The sequence below is a fragment of the Pseudoxanthomonas sp. LjRoot206 genome (assembly GCF_056175725.1).
On sequence record NZ_JBGFFI010000001.1, the window covers coordinates 792503 to 806833 of the forward strand.

18 protein-coding genes are annotated in these 14331 nt (G+C 67.5%); 3 read left to right on the plus strand and 15 right to left on the minus strand.

Annotated elements, in window-relative coordinates; translation table 11 throughout:
• Nucleotides 1-13 precede the first annotated feature (13 nt).
• From sbcB to asnS, 15 genes are all read right to left on the minus strand, one after another.
• Nucleotides 14-1453 carry an exodeoxyribonuclease I gene (sbcB, locus tag AC04MD_RS03970; protein ID WP_475496018.1) on the minus strand — a complete coding sequence of 480 codons (1440 nt, stop codon included), beginning with the start codon at nt 1451-1453 and terminating at the stop codon, nt 14-16.
• A complete protein-coding gene (locus tag AC04MD_RS03975; RefSeq protein WP_475496019.1) occupies nt 1450-2808 on the minus strand; it encodes an FAD-dependent oxidoreductase in 1359 nt (452 codons plus the stop codon). Before AC04MD_RS03975 ends, sbcB begins: the two co-directional genes overlap by 4 nt.
• Before the next feature lie 27 nt (nt 2809-2835).
• On the minus strand, nt 2836-4110 hold the full coding sequence (gene kynU / locus AC04MD_RS03980; RefSeq protein WP_475496020.1) for a kynureninase: 1275 nt from the start codon (nt 4108-4110) through the stop codon (nt 2836-2838).
• 56 nt (nt 4111-4166) lie between these two features.
• The gene (locus AC04MD_RS03985; RefSeq protein ID WP_475496021.1) at nt 4167-5177 is read right to left on the minus strand and encodes an amidohydrolase family protein; all 1011 of its coding nucleotides are present in this window, start codon (nt 5175-5177) and stop codon (nt 4167-4169) included.
• A 79-nt stretch (nt 5178-5256) separates the two neighbouring features.
• A complete protein-coding gene (locus AC04MD_RS03990) occupies nt 5257-5664 on the minus strand; it encodes a hypothetical protein (protein WP_055942965.1) in 408 nt (135 codons plus the stop codon).
• Nucleotides 5648-6289: a nucleotidyltransferase domain-containing protein gene (locus AC04MD_RS03995; protein WP_475496022.1), complete on the minus strand. Its 642-nt coding sequence runs from the start codon at nt 6287-6289 to the stop codon at nt 5648-5650. Before AC04MD_RS03995 ends, AC04MD_RS03990 begins: the two co-directional genes overlap by 17 nt.
• Nucleotides 6290-6333: 44 nt before the next feature.
• Nucleotides 6334-6882, minus strand: coding sequence for a 3-hydroxyanthranilate 3,4-dioxygenase (locus AC04MD_RS04000; RefSeq protein ID WP_475496023.1), 549 nt, complete (start codon nt 6880-6882; stop codon nt 6334-6336).
• Nucleotide 6883: 1 nt separating this feature from the next.
• A complete protein-coding gene (locus AC04MD_RS04005; protein WP_475496024.1) occupies nt 6884-7315 on the minus strand; it encodes a RidA family protein in 432 nt (143 codons plus the stop codon).
• Nucleotides 7308-7982, minus strand: a complete 675-nt coding sequence (gene can, locus AC04MD_RS04010; RefSeq protein WP_475496025.1) for a carbonate dehydratase — start codon at nt 7980-7982, stop codon at nt 7308-7310. The genes AC04MD_RS04005 and can overlap by 8 nt, the downstream gene beginning before the upstream one ends.
• A gap of 15 nt (nt 7983-7997) precedes the next feature.
• Nucleotides 7998-9419, minus strand: coding sequence for an aldehyde dehydrogenase (locus AC04MD_RS04015; RefSeq protein ID WP_475496026.1), 1422 nt, complete (start codon nt 9417-9419; stop codon nt 7998-8000).
• 44 nt (nt 9420-9463) lie between these two features.
• The gene (locus AC04MD_RS04020) at nt 9464-10249 is read right to left on the minus strand and encodes an SDR family oxidoreductase (RefSeq protein ID WP_475496027.1); all 786 of its coding nucleotides are present in this window, start codon (nt 10247-10249) and stop codon (nt 9464-9466) included.
• 94 nt (nt 10250-10343) lie between these two features.
• Nucleotides 10344-10988, minus strand: coding sequence for an FMN-binding negative transcriptional regulator (locus AC04MD_RS04025; protein WP_475496028.1), 645 nt, complete (start codon nt 10986-10988; stop codon nt 10344-10346).
• Between the two features lie 7 nt (nt 10989-10995).
• Nucleotides 10996-11304: a hypothetical protein gene (locus AC04MD_RS04030; RefSeq protein ID WP_475496029.1), complete on the minus strand. Its 309-nt coding sequence runs from the start codon at nt 11302-11304 to the stop codon at nt 10996-10998.
• Entirely contained in the window at nt 11301-11606 is a 306-nt protein-coding gene (locus AC04MD_RS04035) for a hypothetical protein (RefSeq protein WP_475496030.1), read from the minus strand. The genes AC04MD_RS04030 and AC04MD_RS04035 overlap by 4 nt, the downstream gene beginning before the upstream one ends.
• The gene (gene asnS / locus AC04MD_RS04040) at nt 11606-13006 is read right to left on the minus strand and encodes an asparagine--tRNA ligase (RefSeq protein ID WP_162337407.1); all 1401 of its coding nucleotides are present in this window, start codon (nt 13004-13006) and stop codon (nt 11606-11608) included. The genes AC04MD_RS04035 and asnS overlap by 1 nt, the downstream gene beginning before the upstream one ends.
• A gap of 111 nt (nt 13007-13117) precedes the next feature.
• Between asnS and AC04MD_RS04045 the strand changes: the two genes are divergently transcribed.
• The 3 genes from AC04MD_RS04045 to rpsR all read left to right on the plus strand — a co-directional run bounded on the left by AC04MD_RS04045 (nt 13118) and on the right by rpsR (nt 14294).
• Entirely contained in the window at nt 13118-13456 is a 339-nt protein-coding gene (locus AC04MD_RS04045) for a HesB/IscA family protein (protein ID WP_475496031.1), read from the plus strand.
• A gap of 170 nt (nt 13457-13626) precedes the next feature.
• Entirely contained in the window at nt 13627-14052 is a 426-nt protein-coding gene (gene rpsF / locus AC04MD_RS04050) for a 30S ribosomal protein S6 (protein ID WP_192268294.1), read from the plus strand.
• Nucleotides 14053-14063: 11 nt separating this feature from the next.
• Nucleotides 14064-14294 (plus strand): 30S ribosomal protein S18, encoded by a 231-nt coding sequence (gene rpsR, locus AC04MD_RS04055; RefSeq protein ID WP_056880329.1) that lies wholly within the window; start codon nt 14064-14066, stop codon nt 14292-14294.
• Nucleotides 14295-14331: the final 37 nt, after the last annotated feature.

Sequence of the window (14331 nt, forward strand, 5' to 3'; positions counted from 1 at the left end):
CCTCGATGTCCGCCTACAGGCTTGCCTGGATCCCGTCCCGCCACTGCTGGATCCTGTCCAGCAGCGCCAGCCGGTCGGCGTTCCCGGCCTCTGTGTGTCGCAGTTGTGCGACTTCGGCATCGAAGGTCTCGAAGCTGTACTCCGACAAGCCGCTGTCCGTCGCCAGCCGCTGCCAGCGGTAGTCGTCCCAGCGCTGGCGTTCATCGGCGGACAGGGTATCGGGCCAGTTGCGGGCGCGGTAGCGGAACAGCAGCTCCGGCAAACGCGGATCACGGAAGCCGAAGTCGCGCTGGCCCAGCAGGGCGGGCGGAGTGGTCCGTACATCGGTGAAGCGGCGCTTGTCCGCGTCGGCCAGGAAACCGTCATAAAGCGAGCCGTCGACATCGCCGGTCTCGAAGCTGCGTTCGCGGGCGAACACCCTCCGCACCGTCTCGGCCAGTTCGGGGCCGGCTTCGCGCAGGATCGCGGCATGGAGCTCGCAGCGTGCGGGATCGATGCCCAGCCGGTCCAGGTCCGCCGGCCGCAGGTGCGACCAGGCCACTAGCGCCGGTGCACGGTTCAAGTGCACCTCCTTCAGCGGAATCCGCTGCTCGCCTTCGGGAAGATCGGCAGCGGGCGTGTAGAGACGGTCGGCGATGTCGTCCGGCGACATCGACAGCAGCGGCGTCGGGTCGCTGTCCAGGTCGAACACGATCACCCGGTTGTCGATCCGCGGATGCCTCGCCAGCGGCAGCACCGGCGCCGCGCACAGCCGGTGCGCGGGGTAACGCTGCGACACGTGCAGCACCGGCAACATGGCGGTGGTGTCGAGCAGGCGTGCGGCGAAGCGCTTGTCGCGCAGCTGCAGCGCGTACTCCCATAGCCGCGGCTGCGACTGCCGCATCAGCCGTGCCAGACCGATGGTGGCCCGCACGTCCGATAGTGCTTCATGCGCATCGCCGTCGCGCACGCGGTTGGCGATGGCGAGCTGCTCCAGCTTGAACGAGGTGGCACCGTCGTCGCGTTTCGGCCAGACGATGCCGTCGGGCCGCAGTGCGTGCATCAGCCGCATCACGTCCAGCAGGTCCCAGCGCGAGTTGCCGCCGCGCCACTCGCGCTCGTAGGGTTCATGGAAGTTGCGGAACAGCCCGTGGCGCACGAACTCGTCGTCGAAGCGCAGGCTGTTGTAGCCGAGCGTGCAGGTCTCCGGCCGTCCCATCTCGTCGGCGATGCGGGCAAACGCCTCGGCTTCGTTGACTCCTTCGCTGCGGGCATGCTGTGGCGTGATGCCGGTGATGAGCGTTGCGATGGGGGAGGGCAACAAATCATCCGCCGGTTGCACGAAGAAACTGATTGGCTCATCGATCACTTCCAGCGCGGGACTGGTGCGCACGGCGGCGAACTGCGCCAGCCGGCTACGGCGCGGATCGGCGCCGAAGGTCTCCAGATCGTAGAAGAGAAAACTGGCGCTCACCCCGCCGCATCCTCCAGCACAGGCAGGCGGGCTAGCACATCGGCATCGACCGCCTCCCAGTCGATCCCCGCGAGCGAAGACCGCCCGTCCGTATGCCGCACCAGCAGATCGCGCTGCACATGGCTGCGGTGCTGCGCCACGGCATATGGGATGCGCATGAAGCTGACCATCGTGTAGTGCGGGACGAAGCGCTGCGGATGCCGCTGCTGCAGCACCAGTTCGAGTTCGCGCTGCAGCAGGAAGCCGCTGTCGTCGACCTTGTCGCGCATCTCCACGTAGTTCTCCAGCGCCATTTCCTGGATAGCGAGCGCGTTCGGCTTGCGCTCGGCCTCGAAGGCGGCGAACGCCTGGGCGAGGTCATCGGAGGCCTGCAGGTGTCGCGACAGCGCGACGCAGTCCTCGAAAGCGCAGTTCATGCCCTGTCCGTGGAACGGAACCATCGCATGCGCCGCGTCGCCCAGCAGCACCGCCTGACCGCCGAGATGCCAGCGGTCCAGGTACAGCGTGGCGAGCAGGCCGGTGGGATTGGCTTCCCAGTCCTGTTCCAGTTCCGGGATGAGCGGTACGGCATCGGCGAAATCGCGCAGGAACAACACCTTGGCCTCGCGGCCGTTGCGCACGCTGGCGAAGCTCGGATCTCCCTGGTTGGGCAGGAACAGGGTCACCGTGAAGGTGCGCTCGTCGTTCGGCAACGCGATGCACATATAGTGCCCGCGCGGCCAGATGTGCAGCGCATTCGGCTCCATCATGAAGCCGCCGTCGGCGGACGGCGGAATTTCCAGTTCCTTGTAGGAATGGTCGAGGAACTCGGTGCGCTCGCCCAGATCCTCGCGGCCCTGCATCGCGCCCCGCAGCGAGGATCCCGCGCCGTCCGCACCGATCAGTGCGGTGAATGCAACGTTGTGGAGGCGGCCATCCTGCTCATCGGCGAAGCGGGCGATGCGCGCGTCGAAGTCCACGGCATCGAGCCGGCGGTGGAAATGCAGCGCTGCGCCGGCACGTTCCGCGAGGTCCAGCAGCGTGATGTTTAGGTCGCCACGATGGATCGACCAGATGACCTCGGAGTCGTCGCGCCCGTAGCGCTGCAGCTGCAAGCGTCCGTCGAGCGCATGCACCATGCGGCCGCGCATCATCACTGCCTGCCGCATCACCGCGTCGTCGGCGTCGGCCATGCGCAGCGCATGGCGACCGCGTTCGGTCAGCGCCAGGTTGATCGAGCGCCCACCCGCGTAGCCCTGCACGCGCGGATCGCCGCGCTTCTCGAACACGTCCACGCGCCAGCCGGCGCGCGCCATCAGTGTGGCCAGCAGCGCACCGGCGAGGCCGGCGCCGATGATGGTGATGTGTCGTGGCATCTCAGTGCCCAAGCGCATGTCTCCGGATCAGAACCCCCGCCACGTCTCGACTTCCTCGACGAAGCGGTGGACATCCATGTAGCGGTTGTAGAGCGGGGCGGGCGAGATGCGGATCACGTCCGGTTCGCGCCAGTCGCCGACGGTGCCGACCGACAGCAGGTACTCGAACAGTTCGCGTCCGCGCTCCCGGCCGCCGATCACGCGTAACGACAACTGCGCGCCGCGTTGGGTCGTGTCGCCGGGCGTGATGATCTGCAGGACATCCGAGAGACGCGTCTGGATCAGTGCTTCCAGCAGCCCGGTGATCTTCAGCGACTTGGTGCGGATCGCCTCCATCCCACCGGCCTTCTCGAACAGCTCCAGCGACGCGCGCAGCGGCGCCAGGCCGAGGATCGGCGGATTGCTGAGCTGCCAGCCTTCGGCGCCGGGTGTGGGCACGAATTCCGGCGCCATGCGGAAGCGGGTTTCCTTCTCGTGACCCCACCATCCGGCGAAACGCGGCCGATCCGTATTCGCGTGGCGCGCATGCACGAAGCAGCCAGCGACGGCGCCCGGACCGGAGTTGAGGTACTTGTAGTGGCACCAGACCGCGAAATCGACCCCGCTATCGTGCAGCCGCAGCGGCAGGTTGCCGACCGCGTGCGCCAGGTCGACGCCGACGACGGCGCCCTGCGCATGGCCCAGGCGTGCGATCTCGGCCAGGTCGAACGCCTGGCCGGTGCGGTACTGGATGCCGGGCCACAGCACCAGCGCCAAGCGCGGGCCGTGCTCGGCGATGGCGCGCTCGATCGCGGCCATCGACAGCGTGCCGTCGGGCTGGTCCGGTTCGACCTCGATCAGGTCGGTCGCGGGATCGAACCCGTGGAAACGCACCTGCGATTCCATCGCATGGCGGTCGGACGGGAACGCACCGGCCTCCATCAGGATCGCCGGCCGCTCGGAGGTCGGGCGGTAGAAGCTGACCATCATCAGGTGCAGGTTGGTGGTCAGCGTGTTCATCGCCACCACTTCGGCCGGCTCGGCGCCGACCACGCGCGCCAGCGGATCGCGTACCAGTTCGTGGTAGGTCATCCACTGCGCATTGCCGGTGAAGTGGCCTTCGACCGCTTCGGTGGACCACTTGTCCAGCACCTCGTTGATATAGGTGCGCGCGGCTTTCGGCTGCAGGCCGAGCGAGTTGCCGCAGAAATAGATCTGGTCGTTGTGCTTGTGGCGCGGGATCAGGAATTCGTTGCGGAGCGGACGCAGCGGGTCGGCGGCATCGAGGGCGATGATGTGGGTGCGGGACAGCGGGTCGGTCATGGAGGCAGGAGATCAGGTGGAACGATACCGGTGACAGTGCGCCGGGACGAAAGAGATCATGCGAAGCGCGATGCGGGCAGGCCCAGCCATTCCAGCGCGGTGCCGTGGTAGAGGCGGGCCTGCTGGACGGGGTCCAGGCCCAGCGCGGCGATGCCGGCGCCGGGTTCCTGTTCGCCCAACGGGAACGGGTAGTCGGTGCCCAGCATGACGCGCGCGTGGCCGACGGTGTCCAGCAGGTAACGCAGCGCGCGCGGATCGGCGACCCAGGAGTCGAAGTACACGCGGCCCAGGTAGTCGCGCGGGTTGCGATGATTGTCGGTGGCCACCAGGTCCGGCCGCATGTTGAAGCCATGCTCGATGCGACCGATGGTGTAGGGGAAACTGCCGCCGCCGTGGGCGAAGCAGACCTTCAGCTGGGGCAGGCGTTCCAGCACGCCACCGAAGATCAGGCTGCACGCGGCGCGCGACTGTTCGGCCGGCATGCCCACCAGCCAGGGCAGCCAGTACTTCGTCATGGACGCCGCGCCCATCATGTCCCACGGATGCACCAGGATCGCTGCGCCGAGCTCGCTGGCGGCCTGGAAGAACTCGAACAGCTCCGGCGCGTCCAGGTTCCAATCGTTGACGTGGCTGCCGATCTGCACGCCCTGCAGCCCCAGTTGGTCCATGCAGCGTTCCAGTTCCTGCACGGCCAGGCGGGGGGACTGCATCGGCACCGTGCCGATGCCGGCGTAATGGCGCGGGTAGTCGCGGCAGGCGGCGGCGGTGTGGTCGTTGAGCGCCTGGTGCAGTTCCAGGGCGTGATGCGGCTTGGCCCAGTAGCTGAACATCACCGGTACCGTGCTAATCACCTGTACCTGCACGCCGAACTGGGCGTAGTCGGCGATGCGTTCCTCCGGGTCCCAGGTCTTGGGCAGGATTTCGCGGAAGAACTTGCCATCCTTGTAGATGCGGTGACGACCGTCGTCGCCGTGGTGGATCACCGGGAAGCGCAGGTCGCCGTACTTGGCCGCCAGGTCGGGCCAGTCACGGGGCAGGAAATGCGCGTGGGTGTCGATTTTCAGCATGGACGGATTGTAGGGGCTGACTGCGCGGGTTTCGCGCTGCGTTGCCGCGACGGTGCGGGAATGGGCCCGGCACTGCGGATCATCGTTCCAGCGCGTCGGAGACGCGCTCGCAGGCGGCGATCACGTCGTTGACCAGGCGCCGGTCCACCTCCACGTGGCCTTCGTATTCGGCGAGGTTGCGCAGGTCATGCGCTTTGGCCAACACCCGCCAGACCTCGGGGCCGAGCCCCAGCGTATGCGGCAGCACCTGGAAGACGATATAGCGATGGCGCGCGCGGTAGCCGGCGCGGCGCAGCGCCGCCAGGCTCAGCGCGTGCGCGGCGTTGTAGGCCAGGTCGAAGCGGCTTTCCAGCGACAACGCGTCGCTGTGCGCATCGGCCAGTCGCGCCAGCCCGGAGCGCAGCAGGCCGGCGACTTCCTTCTTGTCGGGAGGTTCGGCACTGAGCGGGCCGCTGGAACCGGCCAGATTCTCAAGCGGCGAGGTCATCGTCGCCCCCGATCAGCCACTGCCGCGGTTGTTGCAGGACCCGGGTGACGAAGCTGTTCCCTGCGTCGATCCGGGTGCGCAGCTCGTCGCGCGCGTAGACCGTGGGATTGACCTGCCGGCCGAGCCGTTCGGCCACCGGGTGAAGCGCCAGCATCACGTCGCCGTAAGCCAGGTCGTCGGCGATTACCATCAGATCGATGTCGCTGCGGGCGGTGTCGCTGCCCTTGGCGATCGACCCGTAGAGGAAAGCGGCGTGGATGCGCCCGGCCAGCGGCGCCAGCGCTTCGCGCAGCGGCTCGGCCAGGCCGAAGGTCTTGCGGACGATGGACACCAGCTCGTCGTGGATCGGCGCGTCAGGGTTGGCGCGGTAGCGCTTCTGGTTGCCGACGTGCTCGACGGTCAGCAGGCCGCTGCCGGCCAGGCGGGCCAGCTCGCGCTGGACGGCGCCGCTGCCGGCGCCGGTGGCCTGGATCAGTTCGTTGACTGCGTAGCTGCGTCCGGGCTCGCCGAACAGGCAGGCCAGCACGCGCTGCTGGGTGGTGGTGAACAGGGCGCTGGACAGGCTGGCGCCGGCATAGCGCGCCGCCGCTTCGCTGACCTTGCCGGACCGGGGACTGTCGTTCATGCCCATATCGGGCACGATAATGCCCAGATTGGGCAAGTGCAAGCTCAGGTGATATCGGCCTGCGAGTCGGCCTGCATTTCGTAGCGGCTGGGCCGGGGATTCAGGTGGCCGCAGGCCTTGCAGGTACGCAGGTCGTCGTTGCGGTAGAAGGCCTCGAACACCCGGAAAAAATCCTTCTCGATGTCGTTGAGGTGGAAGTACTCCTCGTACACCTTCTCGTTGCAGCGCTCGCAGAACCACAGCAGGCCGTCGTCCTCGTGCGGCAGGCGCCTGCGCTCGATCACCAGACCCACCGAGCCCGGCATGCGCTGGGGCGAGTGCGGCACGCGCGGCGGCAGCAGGAAGATCTCGCCGGCGCGGATCGGGATGTCGCGCGCGGCGCCATCCTCCTGGATGCGCAGCACCATCTCGCCTTCCAACTGGTAGAACCACTCGGGACCTTCGTCCCAGTGATAGTCGGTGCGCGCATTCGGCCCGCCCACCACCATCACGATGAAGTCGCCGTCGTAGATGACCTTGTTGCCGACCGGCGGCTTCAGCAGGTGGCGGTGTTCGTCGATCCACGCCTGGAAGTTGAGCGGGTTGGGCAACATCTCAGCGGCGCTCCGGCAGGTGCGCGATGCACTTCAGTTCGATGGCGATCGGCGTGGGCAGGGCGGTGATGCCCAGCGTGGTACGGCAGGGCGCGGTGGCGGCGTCGGGGAAGTATTCCGTCCAGACCCGGTTGTACGCCTTGAAATCGTGTGCCATGTCGGTGAGGTAGACGGTCACGTCCACCAGGTCCTCCCAGCGTGCACCGCTGGCGTGCAGGACCGCGCGCACGTTGCCGAACACGGCCCGGCACTGCGCCTCGATGTCGTAGCTGATCAGGCGTCCGTCGGCATCGTGCACGTTGCCGACGATGGCGTTGGTGGCCGGATCGCGCGGGCCGATGCCGGACAGGAACAGCAGGTCACCCACCCGTCGCGCGTGCGGATACTGGCCGACCGGCTTCGGTGCGGCATCGGCGTGGACGGCCTCACTCATCGCGCTTGCCCTTGGGCGGCACGCCGGCGAGGGCGCGCTGGTAAGCGGGTTGCAGCTCGTCCGCTGCGCTCACGTCCATGTCCAGTTCGCGCACCCGCCCGTCGAACAGGCTGTACACCCAGCCATGGATGGCGAGCGGCTGTCCGCGCGCCCAGGCATCCTGCACGACGGTGGTCTGGCAGACGTTGAACACCTGCTCGATGACGTTCAGCTCGCACAGGCGCGCATGGCGCAGCGATTCGGTGTCCACCTGTTCCAGCAGGTCCGCATGCTTCATCGCCACGTCTGCGACATGGCGCAGCCAGTTGTCGGCCAGGCCCACGCGCAGGCCGGTCATCGCCGCATGCACGCCGCCGCAGCCGTAATGGCCGACCAGCAGGATGTGCTCGACCTTCAGGATGTCGACGGCGAACTGCACTACCGACAGCGCGTTGAGGTCACCGTGCGACATCACGTTGGCGATGTTGCGGTGGACGAACACTTCGCCCGGGTCCAGGCCCAGGATCTGGTTGGCCGGCACGCGCGAATCGGAACAGCCGATCCACAGGTAGCGCGGCGACTGCTGCTGCGACAGGCGCTTGAAGAAGCCCGGGTCCTCCTGCTTGATGCGGTCGGCCCAGTCGCGGTTGTTCTGCAGCAGTTTCTCGAGTTCGGATTGATCAGACATCGTGTGTATTCGTCCTCAGCGCAACGCCACGCAGACGTTCTTGGGTTCGGTAAAGAAACGCATGGCCTCCAGCCCGCCTTCGCGGCCCAGGCCCGACGCGCCCGTGCCGCCGAACGGCGTGCGCAGGTCGCGTGTCATCCAGGTGTTTATCCAGACGATGCCGGCGCGCAACTGCGCGGCCAGGCGATGGGCGCGGTCCAGGTCGCGCGTCCACACCGTCGCCGCCAACCCATAGTCGCCGGCGTTGGCCAGCGCCAGCGCGTGCGATTCGTCGGTGAAGGGTTGGAGCGTCACCACGGGCCCGAAGATTTCTTCGCGGTTGGTGGTGGCCTCGGGGCCCAGGCCCTCGATCACCGTCGGGGCGATGTACCAGCCGGGCCGGTCCAGTGGCTGGCCGCCGGCCAGCACGCGGCCGCCTTCCTGGCGGGCGCGCTGGATGCAGGCCAGCACCTTGTCGAACTGCGCCTGCGAGACCATCGCACCCAGGCGCGTGGCGGGATCGTCGAGCGGTCCGGCCTTCAGGTCGCGGACGCGCTCGAGCAGGGCGTCGCGGAACTCCTCGTAGATCGCCTGCTGCACCAGCAGGCGCGAGCCGCACAGGCAGATCTGCCCGGCGTTCTGGAAGGCGGAGCGGAGCAGGGTGTCCAGATGCGCACGCCAGTCGCTGTTGGCGAACACCAGCGTCGCGTTCTTGCCGCCCAGTTCCAGAGAGACCTTCTTGAGCTGAGGCCCGGCCAAGCCTGCGATGCGCCGTCCCACCACCGTACTGCCGGTGAACGAGACCGCCTTGATCGCCGCATGCAGGACCAGCGGCTCTCCCACCGCCGGACCCGTGCCATGCACGATATTCAACACGCCGCGCGGCAAGCCGATTTCAGCGGCCAGTTCGCCCAGCATCGTGGCGGTGACCGGGGTGATTTCCGACGGTTTGGCCACGACCGTGTTGCCGGCCGCGAGCGCGGGCGCGATCTTCCAGGTGAACAGATAGAGCGGCAGATTCCATGGCGAGATCGCCGCGACCACGCCCAGCGGCTGCCGCAGCGTGTAGTTCAGTCCAGCCTCGCCATGGTGCGACTCGCTGGCGAACTGCGTGGCCGCATGCGCGAAGAAGCGCAGGTAGGCGACCGCGCGCGGGATCTCGATATCGCGCGCCAGCGCCAGCGGCTTGCCGGTATCGCGCGATTCGGCGGCGGCGAACACATCGCGTCGCTGCTCCAGTGCATCGGCCAGGCGTTCAAGCCAGCGCGAGCGTTCGCTGGTGGTCAGCGCCGACCAGGCGGGGAATGCGGATTCGGCGGCCTGCACGGCCAGCAGGACGTCGTGCTCGCTGCCATCGGCGACCTCGGCGTAGACCGCTCCCGACGCCGGTTCCAACACGGGACGCCAGGCGCTGCCCGGGCGCGGTTCGCCGTCGATGAAGTGGCCGAAGCGGTCCATGCCCACTAGCTTAACCCGGCTGGCAAGCCCCCCGTCCTGCAGGCTCAGATGGACTGCATGCGGCCGCCGTCCACCGCCAGGCTGACGCCGGTGATATAGCCGGCGGCGGGCGAGGCGAGGAACGCGATGGCGGCGGCGACTTCATGTGCTTCCGCGAAGCGGCCTGCCGGCACCGTGGCGAGCATGGTGGCACTGACGGCGGAAGCATCCTTACCCGTGGTCTGCACACGATCGTGCAGGATCTGCTCCAGCCGCCGCGTGCGCGTATAGCCAGGCAGCACGTTGTTGACGGTGATGCCATCGCCGCCCAGTTCCTTCGACAGCGTCTTGGCCCAGCTCGCGACCGCGCCGCGGATGGCGTTGGAGACACCGAGGTTGGCGATGGGCTCCTTCACTGAGGTCGACACGACATTGACGATGCGTCCCCAGCCGGCCTGGCGCATGCCGGGCACCACCGCCTGCGCAAGCGCCTGGTTGGCCAGCAGGTGGCGGTGGAACGCCGACAGGTAATCGTCCGTCGCTGCATCGATGGCGCGCCCGCCGGGTGGTCCGCCGGTGTTGTTGACCAGAATGTGGACGGGCGTGGCGGTCGCGAGCGCGTCGATGCCCGCGCGCAACGCGGCCAGGTCCGACACATCGGCGACCAGCACGCCGTGCCGCTGCGTTCCGGCGACCGGCAGGCCAGCCGCTACCTCCGCGAGCACCTCGGCGCGGCGTGCCAGCACGGTGACGTTCGCGCCAAGCAGGGCCAGTTCATGTGCAGCCGCGCGGCCGATGCCTTCCGAGGCGCCGCAGACGAGGGCATGCCGGCCGGTGAGGTTGAGGTCCATGCGTCGCTCCTGGGTCGGGATGCGTCGAGTTTAGCGGCGTGGGATGCGGGAGCGACGTAAGTCGCGAAACGGAATGCCGGGAAAGCATCGCGACTTACGTCGCTCCCACGTCCTGTCTCTTGCGTGCCAGTCGCTCGCGCATCAGTTCGGCCACTGCCAGGTTGTTTTCGCCACCCAGATGCTGCAGCGCCGAGGCGGCGCCCTCGATATTGGCGGCCGGATGGTTCTGGCTCAGCTTGAACTTCAGCTCGACGCGTTCGACGTCGAAGCGGAAGCCGATGATCCCGCGCAGTTGGCGGACGTGGTCGTCGCGGTCGTGCTCGAAGCGCCAGTCGTTGCCGACATGGGCTTCGTTGACCTGGCTGAGGCGGTCGACGATCGAGGCCAGCACACCGGTGTCTTCCGTCGTTTCCAGCACGCCATGCAGGTGCGCGACCGCGTAGTTCCAGGTCGGGACACGGGCGGCCTCTTCCTTGTCGGTGTACCAGCCCGGGGACAGGTACGCATGCGGGCCATGCACGATCAGCAGCGCCGGACCGGCATGGCGAGCCTGTGGATTCGGCTTCGCCCAATGCCCCTCGATGACGATCCGGTCGCCGTCGCGGGCGTAGAGCACGGGCAGGTGGCTGATGGCGGGGGTGCCGTCGACAACGGTGACCAGGGTAGCGAACGCGTCGCGCGCGATCAGCCGGTCGAGCTCGGACAGGTCGGTTTCGACGAACGCGCGCGGCGTGTACATGGACGGATCAGGCGCGCACGCCGAGCGACTGCACCATCTGCGGCACCAGCGCGGCATCGTCGGCGCCCTGCGGCGGCTGTACGCCCGCGAGCGAGAAACCGCGCGCCAGCGCGTCGTCTTCGTCCAGACCATCGAAGGCGACGAACTCCGCGTCGAACAACGCCGCGCGGGCACTGTCCTCGCTGTCGTAGGCCAGCGTATTGCCATCGCTGTCCAGCACCTCGGCGGTGCCTGCCTCCAGCAGGCGCAGGCGCGCCCAGATCAGCGTGCGGCCGAGCGAGGCGAGGTAACAGTCCTCACGGAGGAACGGATTCATGCGAAGGCCTCCGCCCACAGCGCCAGCAGGCCGGCCATCGTCAGCCCGAACATGATGACGCACAGCGAGATCCGTGCCGGCGTCGCCAGGCCGGACAGCGAGGTGTCGGTGATCTGCCGGTAGTTGCCAGACAGCAGCCAGCGAAGTGCGGCCGGCTTGAGGAAGGCGCCTTCGCCCCATTGCGCGCCCAGCGCGCCGTGGCGGTCGCGCACATGCACCAGCGTCAGCGGCCAGAAGATGACGAAGGCGCAGAAGCCGGCGATGGCGACACCGACGAAGCAGAGGGCGAAGAACAGGATCATCAGAACTCCGCGTTGCCCGGCGCGCGCGGGTAGGCGATGGCGTCACGGATGTTGCTCAGTCCGCAGACGTACACCACCAGCCGCTCGAAGCCGAGTCCGAAGCCGGCGTGCGGGACCGAGCCGTAACGGCGGAAGTCGCGGTACCAGCCGTAGTGGGCCGGATCCAGGCCGAACTGCGCCATGCGCGCATCCAGCACGTCCAGGCGCTCCTCGCGCTGGCTGCCACCGATGATTTCGCCGATGCCGGGCGCCAGCACGTCCATCGCGGCGACGGTCTTGCCGTCGTCGTTCAGGCGCATGTAGAAGGCCTTGAAGTGCTCGGGATAGTTGGTCACCACCACCGGGCGGCCGACGTGCTGCTCGGTCAGCCAGCGCTCGTGCTCGGTCTGCAGGTCCAGGCCCCATTCGACCGGGAACTCGAACTTCTGCCCCGACTTCTGCAGCAGCGAAATCGCATCGGTGTAGTCGATGCGCTCGAACGGCGAATTGACGAAGGCTTCCAGGCGGGTCAGCGCAGTCGGTTCGACGCGCTCGGCGATGAAGGCCAGGTCGTCGGCGCGCTCGCTGAGCACGGCGCGGAACAGGTACTTCAGGAAATCCTCGGCCAGCTGCGCGTTCGCGGCCAGGTCGTTGAAGGCGACCTCGGGCTCGATCATCCAGAACTCGGCCAGGTGGCGCGTGGTGTTGCTGTTCTCGGCGCGGAACGTCGGGCCGAAGGTGTAGACCTTGCTCATCGCCAGCGCGTACGCCTCGGCGTTGAGCTGGCCAGACACGGTGAGGAAGGTTTCCTTGCCGAAGAAGTCGCGCGAGAAATCCACCGCGCCTTCCTTGTCGCGCGGCAGGTTGACCAGGTCCAGCGTGGAGACGCGGAACATCTGGCCGGCACCCTCGGCGTCGGAGGTGGTGATGATCGGCGTACTGATCCAGAAGTAGCCGTTCTCGTGGAAGAACCGGTGCACCGCCTGCGCCAGCGAGTTGCGGATGCGGGTGACGGCGCCGAACAGGTTGGTGCGCGGCCGCAGGTGGGCGAACTCGCGCAGGTACTCCAGCGAATGCTGCTTGGGCTGCATGGGGTAGGTGAGAGGATCCTCCACCCAGCCCACGACCTCGACGGACGAGGCCTGGATCTCGAAGCTCTGGCCCTGGCCCTGCGAGGCCACCAGGGTGCCGGTGGCGACGACCGCGCAGCCGGTGGTCAGGTGCTTGATCTCGGATTCGTAGTTGCCCAGCGAATCGGGTGCGACCACCTGGATCGGCGCGAAGCACGAGCCGTCGCTGACGTTGACGAAGGACAGGCCCGCCTTGGAATCGCGCCGCGTGCGCACCCAGCCGCGCACCGTGACTTCGCCGCCGGCCGGGAGCTTGCCCGCCAGCGCATGTTCGACGCTCACCACCGTCATGGCTTGAATCCTTCGATAACAGACTTATTAATGGAACGCGGAGTTTACAAGAGCCGCGCAGCCCTCGGCATGCCGGCGGCTATAATCGTCCGCGTCGCACAGGAGATACGCATGGCCATCACCCTGACCCCGGTTGCACTCGAGCGCGTGCAGCGCTTCGTCGAGCAGACCCCGGCGGCACTGGGCCTGCGCTTCGGGGTGACCCGCACCGGCTGCTCCGGTTGGGGCCACGTAGCCGACCTGGCCCGCGACCAGCGCGAGGGCGACACCGTGTTCGAGTTCGGGGGCGTGAAGATCTACGTCGACGCCACCAGCCTGCCGCTGGTCGACGGCACCGAGATCGACTTCGCCAAGCAGGGCCTGTCCGAGACTTTCATCTTCCGGAACCCCAATGCCGCGGCCGAATGCGGCTGTGGCGAGAGCTTCACCACCACCGCCGACGCCGCCTGAGGCGTCCGCAGGGGCAGGTTGCCCCTAAGTGGTTGACCTGTCATACTTTCCTGCTCCCGGAGGCCCGTCAGGGCTCCGGTTCCTCGCCCCACCGTGTCCGATCCGGTCATCGGGGGGCTGTCCAGTCCGGCCTTTTTCGTGGCCAGACCCACATCCGAAAGGTAAAAACGATGCGTCACTATGAAGTCGTATTCCTGGTCCACCCGGACCAGAGCGAGCAGGTGCCGGCCATGATCGAGCGCTACAAGGCGCTGATCGAGGGCGGTAACGGCACGATCCACCGTCTGGAAGACTGGGGCCGCCGTCAGCTGGCCTACCCGATCCAGAACCTGGTGAAGGCCCACTACGTCCTGCTCAACATCGAAGCCGACCAGGCCGTGCTGAACGAGCTGGTGGAAAGCTTCCGCTTCAACGATGCGGTGCTGCGTAACCTGGTCATCAAGCGCGATGGCCCGGACACCGAGCAGTCCCTGATCATGAAGAACAAGGACGAGAAGGGCGACAAGCCCGAACGTGGCGAGCGTCGCCGCCGTGACGACGAAGAAGGCGAGGCCCCCGCTGCCTCGACCGATTCCGACAACGCCGAAGCCGCCTGAGGAGCACACCCATGTCCAAGTTCTTCCGCCGCCGCAAGTTCTGCAAGTTCACCGCCGAAGGCGTGAAAGAGATCGACTACAAGGATCTCAACACCCTGCGCCAGTACCTGACCGAGAACGGCAAGATCGTCCCGAGCCGCGTCACCGGTACCAAGTCCCGCTACCAGCGTCAGCTGTCCGCCGCGGTCAAGCGCGCCCGTTTCCTGGCGCTGATCCCGTACACGGACAACCACGACGTGTAATCCAGGACCTCCCCGCACGGGGAGGTTCCTTTTTCCC

Bases quoted from the DNA above. Each gene is read 5' to 3' on its own strand.
- AC04MD_RS03975 (WP_475496019.1), bottom strand. From the start codon at position 2,808: ATGCCACGACACATCACCATCATCGGCGCCGGCCTCGCCGGTGCGCTG.
- kynU (WP_475496020.1), bottom strand. From the start codon at position 4,110: ATGACCGACCCGCTGTCCCGCACCCACATCATCGCCCTCGATGCCGCC.
- AC04MD_RS03985 (WP_475496021.1), bottom strand. From the start codon at position 5,177: ATGCTGAAAATCGACACCCACGCGCATTTCCTGCCCCGTGACTGGCCC.
- AC04MD_RS03990 (WP_055942965.1), bottom strand. From the start codon at position 5,664: ATGACCTCGCCGCTTGAGAATCTGGCCGGTTCCAGCGGCCCGCTCAGT.
- AC04MD_RS03995 (WP_475496022.1), bottom strand. From the start codon at position 6,289: ATGAACGACAGTCCCCGGTCCGGCAAGGTCAGCGAAGCGGCGGCGCGC.
- AC04MD_RS04000 (WP_475496023.1), bottom strand. From the start codon at position 6,882: ATGTTGCCCAACCCGCTCAACTTCCAGGCGTGGATCGACGAACACCGC.
- AC04MD_RS04005 (WP_475496024.1), bottom strand. From the start codon at position 7,315: ATGAGTGAGGCCGTCCACGCCGATGCCGCACCGAAGCCGGTCGGCCAG.
- can (WP_475496025.1), bottom strand. From the start codon at position 7,982: ATGTCTGATCAATCCGAACTCGAGAAACTGCTGCAGAACAACCGCGAC.
- AC04MD_RS04015 (WP_475496026.1), bottom strand. From the start codon at position 9,419: ATGGACCGCTTCGGCCACTTCATCGACGGCGAACCGCGCCCGGGCAGC.
- AC04MD_RS04020 (WP_475496027.1), bottom strand. From the start codon at position 10,249: ATGGACCTCAACCTCACCGGCCGGCATGCCCTCGTCTGCGGCGCCTCG.
- AC04MD_RS04025 (WP_475496028.1), bottom strand. From the start codon at position 10,988: ATGTACACGCCGCGCGCGTTCGTCGAAACCGACCTGTCCGAGCTCGAC.
- AC04MD_RS04030 (WP_475496029.1), bottom strand. From the start codon at position 11,304: ATGAATCCGTTCCTCCGTGAGGACTGTTACCTCGCCTCGCTCGGCCGC.
- AC04MD_RS04035 (WP_475496030.1), bottom strand. From the start codon at position 11,606: ATGATCCTGTTCTTCGCCCTCTGCTTCGTCGGTGTCGCCATCGCCGGC.
- asnS (WP_162337407.1), bottom strand. From the start codon at position 13,006: ATGACGGTGGTGAGCGTCGAACATGCGCTGGCGGGCAAGCTCCCGGCC.
- AC04MD_RS04045 (WP_475496031.1), top strand. From the start codon at position 13,118: ATGGCCATCACCCTGACCCCGGTTGCACTCGAGCGCGTGCAGCGCTTC.
- rpsF (WP_192268294.1), top strand. From the start codon at position 13,627: ATGCGTCACTATGAAGTCGTATTCCTGGTCCACCCGGACCAGAGCGAG.
- rpsR (WP_056880329.1), top strand. From the start codon at position 14,064: ATGTCCAAGTTCTTCCGCCGCCGCAAGTTCTGCAAGTTCACCGCCGAA.